Genomic DNA, 14,897 nt, shown 5'->3' on the forward strand with positions numbered 1-14,897 from the left:
TCCGATAAGTCCCTGTTGCACGATCCGACGGCGCGAGCGCGCGGAAGTCATCGGTGCCGGCGACGATCTCCGGCGGCGCGAGTGTGGCGACGGGAGTGGGGCAAAAAGTGAGCGGTTCCCCATATTTTGTCGCCGAATGTGCAGATCTGCTCGTGCAGTCACCGATTCGAGCAGGTCAGAGGCTATGCGGCGGGGTGTCGAAAATGTCCAAAACGGAGTAGAAGCTGAGCGGAGGCTCGCATTACCGTTCCATCAGGTAACACCTACGGCCGGTGATCGGGCGGTGTCGATATCGCCTGGTCACCGATCCGTGACAAGGAGGTCAGAGTGACTACAGCAAGCACAGTCGGTGCTGAGCGCGCGATGTCCGGCCGCGCCACCTCGCTGTCCATGCGGGACGCGCAGGCCATGTCCCGGGAACTGGTCCTGCACCTCGGCGGATCCGTGGCGCCGTTCACCACCCTGTCCGCCGATGTGATGTCCGGTGAGGTGTCGGCCGTCGCGCGGATCTGCGTGGAATGGTCGATCCGCCGGGTCAACGGCGGGGATCTTCCCGAACGCACCGATCGGCTGCGGGCCGCGGCCGCGCGCTGGTGCCGCGCCGGCATCCCGATCGAGGTGGTCGTGCACGCGGTCCACGAGGGATTCAAGGCCGGACTGGACCTGCTGTTCGCCCGGGCCAAGGCCAGCGATGCCGAACTCGTCGTCCGGGGCACCGCCACCGCGCTGGAATTGCTGGACCTGATCACAGCGACCGTCAGCAAGGTCTACGTCCAGGAGCGCCGCGCCGACGCCGTCGAACACCACACCGCCGTGCACACCCTCACCTCGGCGTTGCTCGGCGGGCACGCCACCACGAAGCTGGCGCGCGAGTGCGGGATCCGGATCGCCGAGCGGTATCACGTTCTCGCCCTGTGGATTCCGCCGCATCCCGACGAAACGCATCCGCGGCTGGACCGGAACGTGGTCGCGCGCCGAAAACTGCGGCGGGTGCAGGCCGCGCTGGCGAAACTGCTGCGCGATCAGCCGCTGGCGATGCTCTCGGTCGACGGCGGCACGGTGCTCATCCCCGAAACCGCCTGCACGGAAACGGAATTGGACAATCTGCTCACCAGGCTGTCCGAGCTGGCCGGCGTGCCGCTGACCGCCGCGGTGGTGGGCGCCGCCGCGGCCGACGTCCCGGCCGCGGCGCAGCAGGCGCACGACCTGCTCGACACGGTGCGCCGGCTCGGACGCGGGCCCGGAGTGCATCGCTTCGCCGAACTCGCGCTGCAGTATCAGCTCACCCGGCCCGGCATCGGCCGCGACATCCTCGACGCCCGGCTGGCACCCCTGGACGACCACCCCGAGCTGCTGGAAACGCTGCACGTCTTCTTCAACACCGACCTCAACCGGCAGCGCGCCGCGCGGCAATTGTGCATCCACCCGAACACCATCGATTATCGGCTGCGCCGCATCGGCCAGCTGACCGGCTTCGATCCGTCCCGCACCACCGGATTGTGGTATTTGCGTTCGGCGTTGATCGCCCGGCTCAGCATCGCCGACCGCGATGCGTCCACGCCGGTGCGCCGGCCCGCCTGATTCGGGCCCTACGCGCCGGAACCGGCCGGTGGCCGCTCGGTCGTGGCGTCCAGGTGCGGGTAGACCACCTCCTGCACGATGAGCAGCACCGCGGCGGCGCACGGAATCGCCAGCAGCGCACCGAGGATGCCGAGCAGCGCGCCGCCCAGAATGATCGCCACCACCGTGACCACCGCCGGCACCCGGACGGTGCGGTCCATGATGCGCGGGACGAGCAGGTAGTCCTCCAGCAGCCGCATCGCGAGGAAGAATCCGGCCGTGGCGATGCTGACCGGCAGCGAGACGGTCAGCGCGACGGCGGTGATGATCAGCCCGGCGACCGTCGAGCCGATCAGCGGCACCAGGTCCAGCAAAGCCACCAGCACCGAGAGGATCAGCGGGTACGGCACCGAGAACACGGTCAGCCAGATGAACGTGGCGATCGCGGTGATCAGCGAGATCAGCAGATTGCCCAGGACGTATCCGCCGACCTTGGCGAAGATGGCGTCGCCGAGCAGGATCGCGCGGGGGCGGCGCGACTGCGGGAAGAACCGGTACAGGCTGTGCCGGATGCGCGGGAAATTCGCCGAGAAGTAGATGGTCAGCACCGCCACGATCAACGCGCTGGCCAAGACGCCGAAGACGCGCTCACCGGCGCCGAGCAGACCGTGACGCAGCTCGGGGTTGTCGGTGAGGCCGTGTTCGAGTTCCTGATCCAGGTGCAGACGCTGCGACCACGATCGGATCAGCGGGTACTGGTTCTCCAGGTCGTGCAGCCGGTCGGAGGCGTGGTCGACAAGATCGCCGCCCTGGGTGACGAGCGGTGTGATCGCCGCGGCCAGGAATCCGGCGACGAGCAGTGTGGCACAGCCGAATACGACGGCGACGGCGGCCCAGCGCGGCAACCGGCGCCGATTCAGCCAGGCGACCAGCGGCTCGATCCCGATCGCCAGGAACAGCGCCACGCCCACCAGCACGAGGGCCTGTCGTGCGGTCGCCAGCATGTCCACGATGCCGATCGCGAGGAGGACGCCGAGGCCGCCGGTCACGCCGATCACGAACGGAGAATTGCGGTCGAACCGCGGGCCCGGCCGCCCGTGCGGGTGCTGCGCGCCGGCCGACTCGGAGGCCGCGCGTTCGGCTGCCGCGATCGGCTCCGGGACCGACGGCTCGCCCTGCGAGCCGCGTTCGGCGTCCGAATCGGCGGAACTACCCATTCTTGGCAGCGTAGCGCCCGCGCGCCGTGCCCGGGCCGGACCGGAGCGGCGGGTCCGCGCCGAACTCGGGTGGGCTCACTGTCCCAGTGCCCGAGCGAACACCGGCCAGCTCCGGTGCAGGTCCTCCTGCCAGTAGCCCCAGGAATGGGTGCCGGTGGGACGCATGTCGAAGGTGGCGGGAATGGCGAGCTCGGTGAGCCTGGTGCGGAGTTCGCGGGTGCAGCGGACCGCGCCGGTTTCCAGGGCGCCGCCGACGAGGATCTGATCGGCCAATTTCGCTGGGCTGGAACGGATTCCGGGACCGTCGAGGGTGTCGAGCGGTCCGGGTAGGCCCGTGCCGGTGGAGACGTAGATCGCGGTGCCGCGCAAGCGGTCCGCGTGCAGGTAGGGGTCGTTGGCCGCCCAGGCCGGGTCCGTCGGCGGGCCCCACATGTTCACGGTGTTGCCCCTGCCGCCGCCCACGACCGCGTCGACGATGAGCTGCCCCGGCGGATCGCTGGTGCGCGCGCAGCCCGAGTACGACCCGATCGCCTTGTACAAACCCGGGGCGGCCAGTGCCAGCTGAAAGACCGAGGTCCCCGCCATCGATATTCCGATGATCGCGTTCCTGCCGTTTCCGCCGAAGCCGGAATCGATGATCGGTGGTAGTTCCTCGGTCAGAAACGTCGTCCACCGCTGCCGGCCCAGCACCGGATCGTCGGCGCGCCAGTCGGTGAAGTAACTGCTGGCGCCGCCGAACGGCACCACCACGGTCACCTGCTTGTCGGCGAAGAACTGCGCGATATCGGTCCGGTTGATCCAGTTTCCGTCGGCGCCGCCGTCGATGCCGTTCAACAAGTACACCGTGGGTGCCGGCCGCGAGCGGTCCGGCGCCGGAAGCACTTCCAGCCGGATCGGAATGTTCATCGACGCGGAATGGACGGTGACCGTGAGGGCGCGTGCTGAACCTGGCGTGGCCGTCGTCAGGACGGACCCGTCGGCGGAGGGACGGGCGTCCGTCAGGGCTTGGGTGGCCGAAACCGAGGCGGGCACAGGCGAATCGGGTGCGGTGGCGGGCGGTTGGGCGGTGGCCGAACCGCAGGCGAGTCCGGCCGTCATCGACAGCGCCGCGGCCAGCCGCACCGAAATGCGGCCGATGCCCTGCGACACACCAGAATTCCCATGCAACACAGCAGAATTCACGCGCCGCCTTTCCTGGGTCCGAAACCGCGGAACCGCCGGCGCCGACGATAGGCCGCCGCGGTGCTACCCGGCAATCGCCGCGCGCCGGCTTTGGCCCGTATGCCAGCGCGGACGCGCCCGCTCTGGTAATGGCCACAAATTCCGCGCTATCGGGTGCCGGGGCAGCGGCCGGCGTCGTTGACTGTGGTCGGCCGTCGGGGAGTCGGGCCGCGAACACATGTCGAGATCGGAGTGCGAGGATGGTCAGCCGTCCGCCGAGAATGCGCATCGCCCGTGCCGTCGCCGTGCTGTCGGCCGTGATCACCGTGGCGGCGGCGATCACCGCCTCGAACGAGCGCGCGATCGCCGATCCCGCCGAGGCCGGCGCACCCGACGGTTCGCACATCAGCGACATCCACCGGCGCGACGACCGGATCCTCGATATCGGGGTGTACTCGGCGGCCATGCGCAATGTGACTCGCGTGCAACTGATTCGCGCCGCCGACCCGGACCGGCCGGCGCCGACGCTGTATCTGCTCAACGGAGCCAACGGCGGGATCAGCGACGGCAGCTGGGCCGATCGCACCGATATCGCCGCATTCTTCGCCGACAAGCAGGTCAACGTGGTGGTGCCGTTCGGCGGTGCCAGCAGCTATTTCACCGATTGGCGCGCCGACGATCCGGTGCTGGGCCGGCAGCGGTGGCGCACCTTCCTGACCAAGGAATTGCCGCCGATCATCGACTCCGGATTCGGCGGTACCGGGGTGAACGCGATCGCCGGAATATCGATGGCGGGGACGTCGGTCTTCCAGCTGGCACTGGCCGCGCCGGGTTTGTACAAGGCGGTCGGCTCGTACTCCGGATGTGTGCGCACCAGCGACCCGCAGGGGCAGTTGATCGTCGACGCCGTGGTCGGAAATCGGATGGGGAACACCGTGAACATGTGGGGGCCGCCGACGGATCCGGCGTGGGCGGCCAACGACCCCTATGTGCACGCGGATCGCTTGCGCGGCACCGCGATCTACGTCTCCACCGGCACCGGAATCCCGGGACCGCTCGACACTTTCCAGGGCGCACACGGTGACGCGACGCAGCTCGCCTATCAACTCGTTTTCGGTGCGGCACTCGAAGGCGTCACGAATCTCTGCACTCACCAGTTGCACGACCGCCTGCAGCAACTCGGCGTGCCCGCGACCTTCGATTTCCGGCCGACCGGCACCCACTCCTGGGGCTACTGGCAGGAGGACCTGCACACCTCGTGGCCGCTGTTCGCCGACGCCCTCGGTGCGTGAGAGCTGCCCGAGTCAGCGCACGCGATCGTAGACGACGGCCATCTCGCCCAGTTCACCCGTTTCCTGGTGGGAGAGTGACCATGTCGTCGCCGGCAGGCCGTCGTCGAACAGGCGCGGTCCGCCACCGGCGATCTCGGGGCAGACGATGAGGTACAGGCGGTCGAGCAGATCGGCGGCGAGCAGGTCCTTGATGACGCTCGCGCTGCTGTTGACCAGGATGTCGCCGGTGCCGGTGCCGGTGCCGCGCAGCTCGGCGATCACGTCGGCGGCGGGGGCGTTCACGATGCGCGTGCGGTCCCAGGGTGCGTCGGTCAGCGTCCGGGACAGCACCACCTTCTCCGTATCGACCAGCCACTTCGCATATCCGCGGTCGCGCGGGTCGGCGGTGTCGTCGGCGGCGACCGAGGGCCAGAAGCCGAGGAAACCCTCCGCGTTCAGCCGGCCCAGCACCGCCGTTGTGGCGTTCTCCCGCATCCGGGTGAGGTGATCGCGCGCGACCTCGGTGGTCGCATAGCGAACGATGGGGCCCATATCGGCGGGGCCGCCGGGGCCGCGGTACCGGCCGTCGAGGGTGATGCTGAGGTTGGCGGTCACTCTGCGGGCATGCGTGTCGCTCATGGCGGGCTCCTTTGTTTCGTCTGGTTATTCGGTGGACGTGGATGCGCCGACGGCGTCGGCGAGGTTGTCGAGGACTGCGGCCCAACCGGTTTCGATTCCGGCGATGAAGGCGGCCGCGTCGACGGTCGTGTCGGTGATGGTCGATGCCAGGTGCAGCCGGGTGCCTTCGGCCGTCTCGGTGAGGGTGAGGGTGTAGCGGCCGGTGAAAGCCACCGCGCCCGCGTCGTCCAGGACGGACAGTTCGAAGACGAGGCGTTCGTTCTTCTCCGCCGCCAGCACGTGCCCCTGCGAGCGATACCGCTGCCCCTCGGGGTCGCGATAGTCCAGGACGGCCCGGCCGCCGGCTGCGGGTTCTAGCACGCATTCGGTGATGCGCATGGGCGCCGGCGCCCACCAGGCCGCCAGCAGATCCGGATCGACCCAGTGCCGCCACACGGTGCTCCGTGGCGCGGCCAGGGTGCGCTCGAAGCTGAACGTCCGCCCGTCTGCCCACCGATCGCGGTGCGCCGCAGCGGTTTCCGCGTCGATCGCCGCGCGGTAGCGGGCAACCACGTCCCGCTCGCCGGCATGCGCCTCGGCCGTCTCCGCAACCTCGCGCAGCCGCCGAGCCAGCTCGTGCAGCGGTCCCGCCTCGAGGGCGTACACCCGTCGTTGCCCCAACGGAAAGACGGTGACCACCCCCGCCCGAGCCAGCGTCTGCAGATGTTTGGTCGTCTGCGGCTGCCGCAACCCGGTCGCCTCCGCCAACTCCCCGACCGAGCGAGGCCGCTCGGCCAGCAGTTCGACGATCCGCCACCGCGCACCGTCGCCCAGGGCGGAGAAGATCTGATCCATGAGCTAAGTATTCACTTGAAAGAATATTCTTGTCAAGGAATATCTCGGCCGTCCGCCGATGGTGTCGGCGCCTGAGAAGGTCTGTCGGGCGTTGCTCGTACATTCGTTCGCGACAAGATGGTGTGGGGCGCGATGGAATCCATGATGATGTCGGCGCCGGCGTCGTCGGTGTACCGGTGCGTCGCCTCGACGACATCGTCGTGGTCGGTGAAGATGACCGCGGCGGCGCCGGCTGCCAGCAGAGTGTCCCTCTTGGCGTGGCGGGTGACAGCGAGGGGGATTGCGCCGATCTGATTATCGAGGCGCGGTATTCGAAGCGGGGCTACGTATCACGTCGGGCGTCGTGTGCCGAGTCGCCGACCGAGATCTTGGGTCCGCTCGAACGCTATGACATTTGGCCCTGGTGGCCTGCCTGCACGGTGTCGCATGGTTGTCGTATGACCGGTGTGCTCGGGAGCGCGGGTGCCGCGGCAGTGGGAATAGCGGCTACGGTGGCCTACCGGCGCCTTCTGGCGCCTCGACTGATGACGTGGGGTACGACCGCTGACGAAGTTGCCGGCCCCTTTCCTGGTGGCGACTTCGTCCCTGAGGGCGAACGGGGAGCAACCATGGCCGTCACCATCGAGGCGCCCGCAGAGCAGGTATGGCCGTGGCTGGTTCAGATGGGTTGGGACCGCGGAGGCTTCTATTCCTGGGACCTCCTCGACAACGCGGGCCGTCCCAGCGCCCGGGAGGTTCACCCGGAGTGGCAGGGTCTCGGCGTCGGGGACCGTATGAAGTGCCTCGGCCTCCCCTCTTATGCGGTGGTAACCCTTGAACCGAACCGATTCTTGGGGCTCTACTGGCTGGCCGATCTCCGGGGACAGTTGCTCGATCCGAGCCGGCCGCGGCCCTCGGCCTATATGGAGGGGTTCTGGGGCTTTCGCCTGACCGAGCTGCCTGGCCGACGCACCCGCCTGGTCATCGGCGGCTACCAAGCCGCCCGCCCCAAATGGTTCGAGCGGTTGATGTACGACTGGGCCTTTCCCGTGGTGGTGTGGATCATGCAGGCGCGCATGCTGGCCGTGCTGAAGCGCAACGTCGAGAGGACGGCCTCTGCGCTCTCGATGGCCTGAGATCGACTCGAGCCGTTGGGCATCCATGGAACGTCTGTCCATGCCGATGAGCGAGCGGTCCGCCGGCCCGGCTCGGTCGATGCGGCTTGGGCGTGAACTGTCAGCGTGGGATCGGAATCCGCTGGCTCGCAACGACTGTCGGTCGATATCCGTTCACCCCCGTGTTTCGGCGTCCTTCGCGATCGTGCGCAACGTGGCCCGCATTATGTGCGCCACGAACGGGCGGATCAACCACCAGTACCGCAGAAATCGCCGCCGCGATACGGGATCGGTGGTGACGGTGCGAACCTCGTAGCCGAGCAGGCTGGCATGCTCGCCATAAGCGGTGACGGTGAAGTTCGCCGCGATCTTCCCCCATCCCGGCTCGGCGAAGCCGGCAAAGTCCGCCTGTGGTACGTCGCGCCATTCGATATCCGGCCGCCAGAATTTGCCGACCGCACCGAACGCGATCTCACGTCCCGGGATCTCGCCGAGCAGCAGCCAGCCCGGCAGCCCGACGCCCTCACCCACCACCAGTCGCTGCGGAGGGGGGACCGCCCGGCCGCTCCAGCGCGCGGGCAGCCCCCGAAGCCACATCGAGACCGTCGTCAGCGGCGTACGCACGCTCAGTAGATCCAGGCCGCGCGCCGCCTGATAGGTCGCACGCGGATCGGCGTGCACCACCAGATGCTCGATCAGGTCGGCGTCGAAGGCCGGCACCGCGGACTCGATAAGCATGGGGCCGACACCGGATCCCGTGGTCATAGATCCATCGTCGGCACAGTTCCGCAGTCGCCCCAGGGCCGAAGGTAACCTCGCCCCGAGACCTTGGGAGGAGATATTCGACCGATCGTTCTCACCAGCTGTTCAGTACATCCGATATTGCCGCGTTCCGGTCGTCCGGGAGCCGATCGAGGTTGGAGCCCCTGGCCCTGCTGGATCTGCTCGACGTGCTCATCGAGCTGCCGCAACCTAGCCGATGTCATTGCACGCCAATTTGATTAGATGCTATCGGCCGGACCGGCGAACGCTGCGACCCAGCGCCGAGGACGCCGGCCCGGTGCGTTCCCGCAACTCGGATATCGAGAGTTCACCCAGGGGAGGATGTCCCTGCTCATGGCCGGACGTCTCGCTGCCGACGCGGTTGTCCACCTCGGCGCCGGCGACGGCGGGCGGGATCAGCGCGACAGGCGTCACTTGTGGTCGATCCGTCCGATCGGGTCGGCGGTTCCAGCCAGCTCGGCCTGCACCTTTTCCCATGCGGCAGTGTCGATTCCGAGGGCGCTGCGCAGATAGGCCCAGGCGGCCTCGCGGATCAGGGCGACGCGTTCGGAGCTTTCGTCGGTGGTGTCCGCGGCGTTGTAGGCGTGAATTCCGCCGAGCGAGTGTTCGCCTCCGAACACGGTGAGCAGGCTCTGTGCGCCGGGGCTGTGGGTGTACACATCGGTGAACCAGTCGGGTCCGCGGGTCGAGAGCTGGGATTGATCGTGATCACCCGCGACCACCAGCACCGGTGTGGCCAGACCGTCGAAGTCCGGGTTCATGAAGGAAAAGTTCGCCACGGCGAACGGGGTCAGATCGTCCCCGCCCAGGCCGGCAGTCGCAAGCAGCACACCGGCTTTCACGCGGGGGTCGGTCATATCGGGACCGGGCCGACCGTCCGGGCCGAGGACGCGAGCACCGAGCAACATGCTCACGGTCTGCCCGCCCCAGGAGTGCCCCGCGACGGCGATCCGCTCACGATCGATGCGCTCACCGAGGCCGGGAACCGCGGCGCAGACCTGATCGAGGTCGTCGAGTACCCGTACGACGTCGGTGACGCGGATGCGCCAGATATCCGGGTACCGCGGATCGTCGGCAGTAACGCCGAGCGTCCGCGCATCCAGGAACGTCGGCTGCACAACGACGAATCCATTGGCGGCCCAGTGGTCGACGAGCGGGTCGTAGGAGGACATGGACTGGCCGAAGCCGTGGGCGAGGACGACGATCGGCAGGCCGGATCCGCGGACAGGCGCGGACACGCGGACCTGCAGGTCGACGCCGCGCTCGGGCGCGGCCAGCGTGACGGGCGCGATGCTGACGATCGGGGTGGTTGGTGCGGACATGGGAAATTCCCTTCGAGGACGATAAACTCCTAATCGGAGCGTTGTTCCGAATATACGGAGCGGTGTTCCGATTAGCAAGTACTGCCGGAGGAAGGAGCAACGGGTGAGTGAGCCGTCACCGACGACCGCGAAACGTGCGGATGCCCAACGCAATGCGAAAGCGCTGCTCGACGCCGCAGCCGCGGTCTTCCGCACCGACGGAGTAGACGCTCCCGTGCGCCGTATCGCCGCCGAGGCCGGGGTCGGCATGGGCACGATCTACCGGCACTTCCCCACACGCGCAGACCTTGTCGCGGCCGTCTACCGTCATCAGATCGACGCCTGCGCCGAGGCCGGCCCCGCTCTCCTCGCGACAGCTTCCTCACCCTTCGCAGCCTTGCGCCGATGGGTGGACCTCTTCGCAGACTTCCTGGCGACCAAACACGGACTCGCCGCCGCGATGCGCAGCGACCCCGACGGCATCACCGCCCTGCACGCCCTGTTCCTGGACCGCCTGGTCCCCGTCTTCGAGAACCTCCTCACCGCCGCCCGCGGCGCGGGCGAGGTCACCACAGATTTCACCGCCTACCAACTGATGCGCGCCATCGGCGACATCTGCGCGGGCGCCGAGATGACCGACCCGAACTACGACCCCCGCCTCACCCTCCGCTTGCTGCTCGACGGCTGCCGAAGATAGGACCGACCACACGCCGCACGCCGCCGATCGAGCACCGCCGAGGGTTCGCCCTCATCGGCAGGAGCGGTCATTCAGCTCGATTGCTGACCGTGTGCGAGCGCGGAGTAACTGAGCGCGGGCGGTGGCGACGAGACCGCCACGGCGAGATCGCGTGATCGTAAAAGCGCTCGCCGTGAACGGTTTTCGAATCAGCGGTGGGCGTCGAGTACCTCTCGCAACCGCTTCGCGAAAGCCTCCGGCTGACCCGCATAGCTGGCGTCGCCGCCGACGAAACCGCTGTGGTGGCTGGGGAAAACGGTGGGCTCTTGTCCGAGGAGGGCGGCTGTGGCCGCTGCGGTGCGGGCGGTCAGTACGCCTGCCGACTCCTCGCCGACCGCGATGAGGATGTGGGTGGGGGCCGCTGTCAGTGCCGCGGCGTCGGGGACGTAGCCGCTGACCGCCCAGGAGCGATCCGAGACCAGGGGATCGTCGCGGGAACCGTCGTCTTCGGTGGGCATGCCGAACTGCGCCGGGTCGGGGGTGGGCAGGGCGAAGAATTCGTCGGTGAATTCGCCCTGCCACGATGCCATCGCGATGAAGGCGGCCATCGCCGCGCCGAATCCCTTGGCCTCGTACACATCTCGTACCGCGATCTGTGCCCGGCGGGCCGCTTCCGCATCGGGCAGCACCGGCAGGATCGGCGGCTCGTGCGCGACGAGTGTGGTCACGTCGCCGGGGTGCGCGGCCACCAGGGCCAGTGCGGTCACGGCCCCGCCGCTGCTGGCGAAGATCTCCACCGGACCGCCGACCTGCTCGATGAGGGCGTGCAGATCCTCGGCCTGCACGACGGGCGAATGGTCGACCCGCCCGTCCTTGCGCACGCTGCGCCCCAGCCCGCGCGGGTCGTAGGTGATCACGGTGCGGTCGGGGAAGTAGGTGGCCAGGGTCGCGAAACCGTCGGCCGTCATCGGCTGGCCGACCATGAGCAGCGGCGCGCGCCCGTCGGCGGTGGGCAGCGGACCGCGGACGTCGTAGGTGAGATCGGCCTCGGGGGTACTGAGGATCTGTGTCTGCATGCTCCTAGGACGAGGCGCGCGCCGGAAATTCATCGGTCACCGAACCCAATTTCGCGGCGAACAGCTCGGTCACGCGCTGCCAGGAATCGGCCGCGGCCGCCGCGTCGTGCACCGGCCGCCCCGGGAAGAAGTAGGCGTGCTGTGCACCGGGGTAGACGACCAGTTCGTACTCCGCACCCGCCTGCGAGAGCGCGGCGTCGATGGCCGTGCGCTGCTCGGCGTCGATCACGTGGTCACGTTCGGCCAGCAGGATCAGCAGGCGGGTGCCGCGTTCGGCGATCGACGAGGTGTAGGACAGCAGCGGATCCGGGATGCTCAGCGCGGTACCGGCCACCGGCAGCCAGCCGGGGTAGAAGATCGCCGCGGCGGCCAGATCCAGCCGGGTCGCGGCGAAGTAGGAGATGTGCCCGCCGAGGCTGAATCCGAGAGCGCCGGTGGTGTCGCTGCCGTCGCCCTGCTCGCGGGCGAAGGCCACGGCCGCACGCAGATCGGCCTCCACGCCGTCGCGGGTGAGCGTGCCGAGTAGCTCGAAGGCCCGCGCCCGGTTCTCGTCGGATTCGGTGAGGCCGGTGGCGGTCTCGGGTCCGCATCGGTGATACAGATTCGCGACCACCGCCACATATCCCAGCGCGGCCACCCGGTCGGCCACCGCCCGCACTTCGGCTGTCAAACCCCACAATTCGGCGCCGACCAGCACCACGGGTAACCGGTCGCCGCGCACCGGCCGCGCCAGATATACCGTCATCGGTGAACCGTTTACCTCGACCTCGGCATGCCGGCCCACGATTTCCTCGGTCATTCCCGCCTCCACTGTGCCGCGACCTGCCGATCAGGTTGCGGCACAGGCATTCTGCCGCAGACCGGTCGCTGTCCCCAGCGCTGAACCGGCGACGTGGCGGATCACGCGCTCGGCGAGCGTCGCGCATAACGGTCGGAAACTGTCCTAGTTCCGAGTCAGAATGACGTGGTGACCGATACGACGCAGCGCCTGCTCACCCTTCTGTCGCTGCTGCAGACACCGCGGGAGTGGTCGGGCAGCGAGCTGGCGCAGCGGCTGGGTGTCAGTCCCCGGACCGTGCGCCGCGATATCGATCGGCTGCGCGAACTCGACTATCCGGTGCAGGCGACGATGGGGGTATACGGCGGATATCGGCTGGCCGCGGGGACCGCGATGCCGCCGCTGCTGCTCGACGACCACGAGGCGGTATCGACCGCGATCGGGCTGCGGACCGTCGCCGCGCATGCGCTGCCCGGTGCGGACGAGGCGGCGGTGCGTGCGCTCGCCAAACTCGAGCAGGTGCTGCCGACCCGGCTGCGGAGCCGGGTGCGCTCGGTGAGCGCCGCAACCGAAACCCTTGCCCCAGCATCGGATTCGCCGGTCGACACCGGGATACTGACGGTGCTGGCGGCCGCGATCGGCGGGCGGGAACAACTGCGGTTCGGATACCGCTCGAACGCCGGTGCGCGGACCCGGCGGCTGGTCGACCCGCATCGTTTGGTGGCTGCGGGACAGCGCTGGTATCTGGTCGCCTTCGATCGCGAGCGCGACGATTGGCGGATCTTCCGGATCGACCGGATCGAGAATCCGCAGCCGATCGGCTTGCGCACCGAGGCACGGCAATTGCCCGCCGAGGATGCGGCCACCTACGTCCGCGATTCGTTGTATTCGCTCACACCGGTGTACCGCGCGGAGGTCACCGTGTTCGCCCCGGCGGACGATATCCGTGCGTCCGCGGCTGCGCTCGGCGAGGTCGAGGAAGTCGACGACCACACCTGCCGGCTGCACACCGAGGCCGACACCATGCAGTGGCTGGTCTTCCGGCTGCTGCGACTCGGTTGCGACTTCCGCGTCGACTCCCCGCCCGAGGTCGCCGACCACGTCCGCGAACTCGCCGCCCGATTGCAGCGCGCCGCACCCGCGCACTCGGGGATGAAAAAGCTACGGTGACAGGATATATCGCAATTTCTCAGCAAGCTGTACCGGAATACTCGAGGAGAACTGGTTATGCGTCGACTGAGTGTCACCCATCGTCTCACCGCCGCAGCGGCGGCAGCAGCGGCGGCGGCCGCGGTGTTCGCCGGTCCCGTCGCGGCGGAACCGGCTGCCGTGGACTGGTCCGCGGCGACCGCCCATCTGCGCGCGGCGGCGGCCGGGAATCCGGCGGCCGAACAGGCGATCGATCGGCTGCTCGCCGCGGGACCGACCGTCGAGCAGGCGGCGCTGCCCGCCCAGCCGTTCCAGATACCCGCCCAATCCGACATCGGGCGCGGCACCGGCCCCGGCGTCTACGGGTCGGGAATCGCGTTGAACTACGACGGCTTCCGCCTCGGCTTCTTCGGCGGGCCGGGCACCATCGCCCCGAATCAGGGCGGGGCGAATCTGCAGGTCGTCTGGTACAACCTGTCGAACGGGCGCAGCGGCACCCAAACGCTGATCGAACATAACGACGTGCCGGTGGACACCACCATCCGCACCCCTGTCTTCGATCCGGGGGCGGGGATGGTGGTGGCCGCGGTGTACGGGACGCTGTGGCACCGGTGGCCGGTTCCGGTTTCCGATGCCAACCCCGACGGTTTCCAGTACCAGCTGGGCACCATCTCCGTCCCGTCGTTCGGCGCCGTCTACAACTGAACGACCCTGCGCGGGGACCGGTTTCGAATGGGCCGGTCCCCGCCCCGTGTCAGTGGACGAAGGGCAGACAGCCCGCCATCCCGAAATGCACCAGCAGATATCCGGAAGCCGGCACCGCGGCGACCGCTGTTGCGAACAGCGCGAGTGGAATTCCGCGGCCGGCGCGCGTCGTGCGCGACTCGGAGCGCACCAGCCGATGCACCCGGTCGGCGACGGCGAGTGTGCTCGTGCCCAGCGCCGAATCCGGGAGCAGCGAGCCGATCTCGGCGTCCCCGGCGGCCCCGGACAGCGTGAGCAGTGCGGTGAGGACGGCGCTGCGGCTGTGGCGACCGGCCGCGCGGTCGTCGGCGCACATTTCCAGCAGCTGGGCGATGCGGTCGTCGGCGGCGGCGAACAAAGGAATGCGCGGCAGGGTGGTGGTCAGCGCGCGGGTCGACGCCCGGATCAGATGGTGCCGCCCGGCCAGATGCGCGTCCTCGTGGGCGAGCACCGCCGCCAGCTGCGGCCGATCCAGCGCGGCCACCGCGGCGCTGGTCACCACCACGGTCCCGGGTCGCCCCGCGACACAGTAGGCCGCCCGCTGCGGCGCATCGATGACCACGGCCGCGGCCTCGCCGGCGTCGTCGAGTCGCCGCCCGACGAGCGAGGCCGAG

At 68.8% G+C, this 14,897-nt stretch carries 16 protein-coding genes; 6 read left to right on the forward strand and 10 right to left on the reverse strand.

Annotated features, from left to right (window positions below):
• Nucleotides 1-327: 327 nt before the first annotated feature.
• A complete protein-coding gene (locus tag NN2_RS34185) occupies nt 328-1,581 on the forward strand; it encodes a PucR family transcriptional regulator (protein WP_245658974.1) in 1,254 nt (417 codons plus the stop codon).
• Nucleotides 1,582-1,589: 8 nt separating this feature from the next.
• Here NN2_RS34185 and NN2_RS34190 read toward each other — a convergent pair whose 3' ends face one another.
• Both NN2_RS34190 and NN2_RS34195 read right to left on the reverse strand, forming a co-directional pair.
• Entirely contained in the window at nt 1,590-2,777 is a 1,188-nt protein-coding gene (locus NN2_RS34190; protein WP_063019279.1) for an AI-2E family transporter, read from the reverse strand.
• Nucleotides 2,778-2,852: 75 nt separating this feature from the next.
• Nucleotides 2,853-3,875 (reverse strand): alpha/beta hydrolase, encoded by a 1,023-nt coding sequence (locus tag NN2_RS34195; RefSeq protein WP_063019299.1) that lies wholly within the window; start codon nt 3,873-3,875, stop codon nt 2,853-2,855.
• Nucleotides 3,876-4,198: 323 nt separating this feature from the next.
• Between NN2_RS34195 and NN2_RS34200 the strand changes: the two genes are divergently transcribed.
• Nucleotides 4,199-5,230: an alpha/beta hydrolase gene (locus NN2_RS34200; protein WP_063019281.1), complete on the forward strand. Its 1,032-nt coding sequence runs from the start codon at nt 4,199-4,201 to the stop codon at nt 5,228-5,230.
• Between the two features lie 12 nt (nt 5,231-5,242).
• Here the strand turns inward: NN2_RS34200 and NN2_RS34205 are convergent, their stop codons facing one another.
• Together NN2_RS34205 and NN2_RS34210 are read right to left on the reverse strand one after the other, a co-directional pair.
• The gene (locus NN2_RS34205; protein WP_063019283.1) at nt 5,243-5,848 is read right to left on the reverse strand and encodes a dihydrofolate reductase family protein; all 606 of its coding nucleotides are present in this window, start codon (nt 5,846-5,848) and stop codon (nt 5,243-5,245) included.
• Between the two features lie 24 nt (nt 5,849-5,872).
• Nucleotides 5,873-6,682 carry a metalloregulator ArsR/SmtB family transcription factor gene (locus tag NN2_RS34210; RefSeq protein WP_063019285.1) on the reverse strand — a complete coding sequence of 270 codons (810 nt, stop codon included), beginning with the start codon at nt 6,680-6,682 and terminating at the stop codon, nt 5,873-5,875.
• Between the two features lie 122 nt (nt 6,683-6,804).
• Here NN2_RS34210 and NN2_RS34215 point away from each other — a divergent pair, with 122 nt between their 5' ends.
• Nucleotides 6,805-7,797 (forward strand): hypothetical protein, encoded by a 993-nt coding sequence (locus NN2_RS34215; RefSeq protein WP_245658975.1) that lies wholly within the window; start codon nt 6,805-6,807, stop codon nt 7,795-7,797.
• 153 nt (nt 7,798-7,950) lie between these two features.
• Here NN2_RS34215 and NN2_RS34220 read toward each other — a convergent pair whose 3' ends face one another.
• From NN2_RS34220 to NN2_RS34230, 3 genes are all read right to left on the reverse strand, one after another.
• Nucleotides 7,951-8,541, reverse strand: a complete 591-nt coding sequence (locus tag NN2_RS34220) for a hypothetical protein (protein ID WP_063019288.1) — start codon at nt 8,539-8,541, stop codon at nt 7,951-7,953.
• A 243-nt stretch (nt 8,542-8,784) separates the two neighbouring features.
• Nucleotides 8,785-8,973: a hypothetical protein gene (locus NN2_RS34225; RefSeq protein ID WP_063019290.1), complete on the reverse strand. Its 189-nt coding sequence runs from the start codon at nt 8,971-8,973 to the stop codon at nt 8,785-8,787.
• Complete coding sequence (locus NN2_RS34230) at nt 8,970-9,881, reverse strand: alpha/beta hydrolase family protein (protein ID WP_063019292.1); 912 nt, start codon at nt 9,879-9,881, stop codon at nt 8,970-8,972. The genes NN2_RS34225 and NN2_RS34230 overlap by 4 nt, the downstream gene beginning before the upstream one ends.
• 103 nt (nt 9,882-9,984) lie before the next feature.
• Between NN2_RS34230 and NN2_RS34235 the strand changes: the two genes are divergently transcribed.
• The gene (locus NN2_RS34235) at nt 9,985-10,557 is read left to right on the forward strand and encodes a TetR/AcrR family transcriptional regulator (protein WP_030515804.1); all 573 of its coding nucleotides are present in this window, start codon (nt 9,985-9,987) and stop codon (nt 10,555-10,557) included.
• Between the two features lie 188 nt (nt 10,558-10,745).
• On the opposite strand, the gene NN2_RS34240 is transcribed toward NN2_RS34235, so the two are convergent.
• Nucleotides 10,746-11,612: an alpha/beta fold hydrolase gene (locus NN2_RS34240; protein ID WP_063019294.1), complete on the reverse strand. Its 867-nt coding sequence runs from the start codon at nt 11,610-11,612 to the stop codon at nt 10,746-10,748.
• Nucleotides 11,613-11,616: 4 nt separating this feature from the next.
• The gene (locus NN2_RS34245) at nt 11,617-12,411 is read right to left on the reverse strand and encodes a dienelactone hydrolase family protein (RefSeq protein ID WP_063019295.1); all 795 of its coding nucleotides are present in this window, start codon (nt 12,409-12,411) and stop codon (nt 11,617-11,619) included.
• Between the two features lie 168 nt (nt 12,412-12,579).
• Here NN2_RS34245 and NN2_RS34250 point away from each other — a divergent pair, with 168 nt between their 5' ends.
• Both NN2_RS34250 and NN2_RS34255 read left to right on the forward strand, forming a co-directional pair.
• Nucleotides 12,580-13,560 (forward strand): helix-turn-helix transcriptional regulator, encoded by a 981-nt coding sequence (locus NN2_RS34250; RefSeq protein ID WP_063019301.1) that lies wholly within the window; start codon nt 12,580-12,582, stop codon nt 13,558-13,560.
• 57 nt (nt 13,561-13,617) lie between these two features.
• Nucleotides 13,618-14,244, forward strand: a complete 627-nt coding sequence (locus NN2_RS34255; RefSeq protein ID WP_063019297.1) for a hypothetical protein — start codon at nt 13,618-13,620, stop codon at nt 14,242-14,244.
• Nucleotides 14,245-14,293: 49 nt separating this feature from the next.
• On the opposite strand, the gene NN2_RS34260 is transcribed toward NN2_RS34255, so the two are convergent.
• Nucleotides 14,294-14,897: M56 family metallopeptidase (locus tag NN2_RS34260; RefSeq protein WP_156511557.1), on the reverse strand; the 604-nt coding region annotated here is incomplete at its 5' end.

Source organism: Nocardia nova NBRC 15556, assembly GCF_001613005.1.
In the GTDB taxonomy this organism is placed as follows: domain Bacteria; phylum Actinomycetota; class Actinomycetes; order Mycobacteriales; family Mycobacteriaceae; genus Nocardia; species Nocardia nova.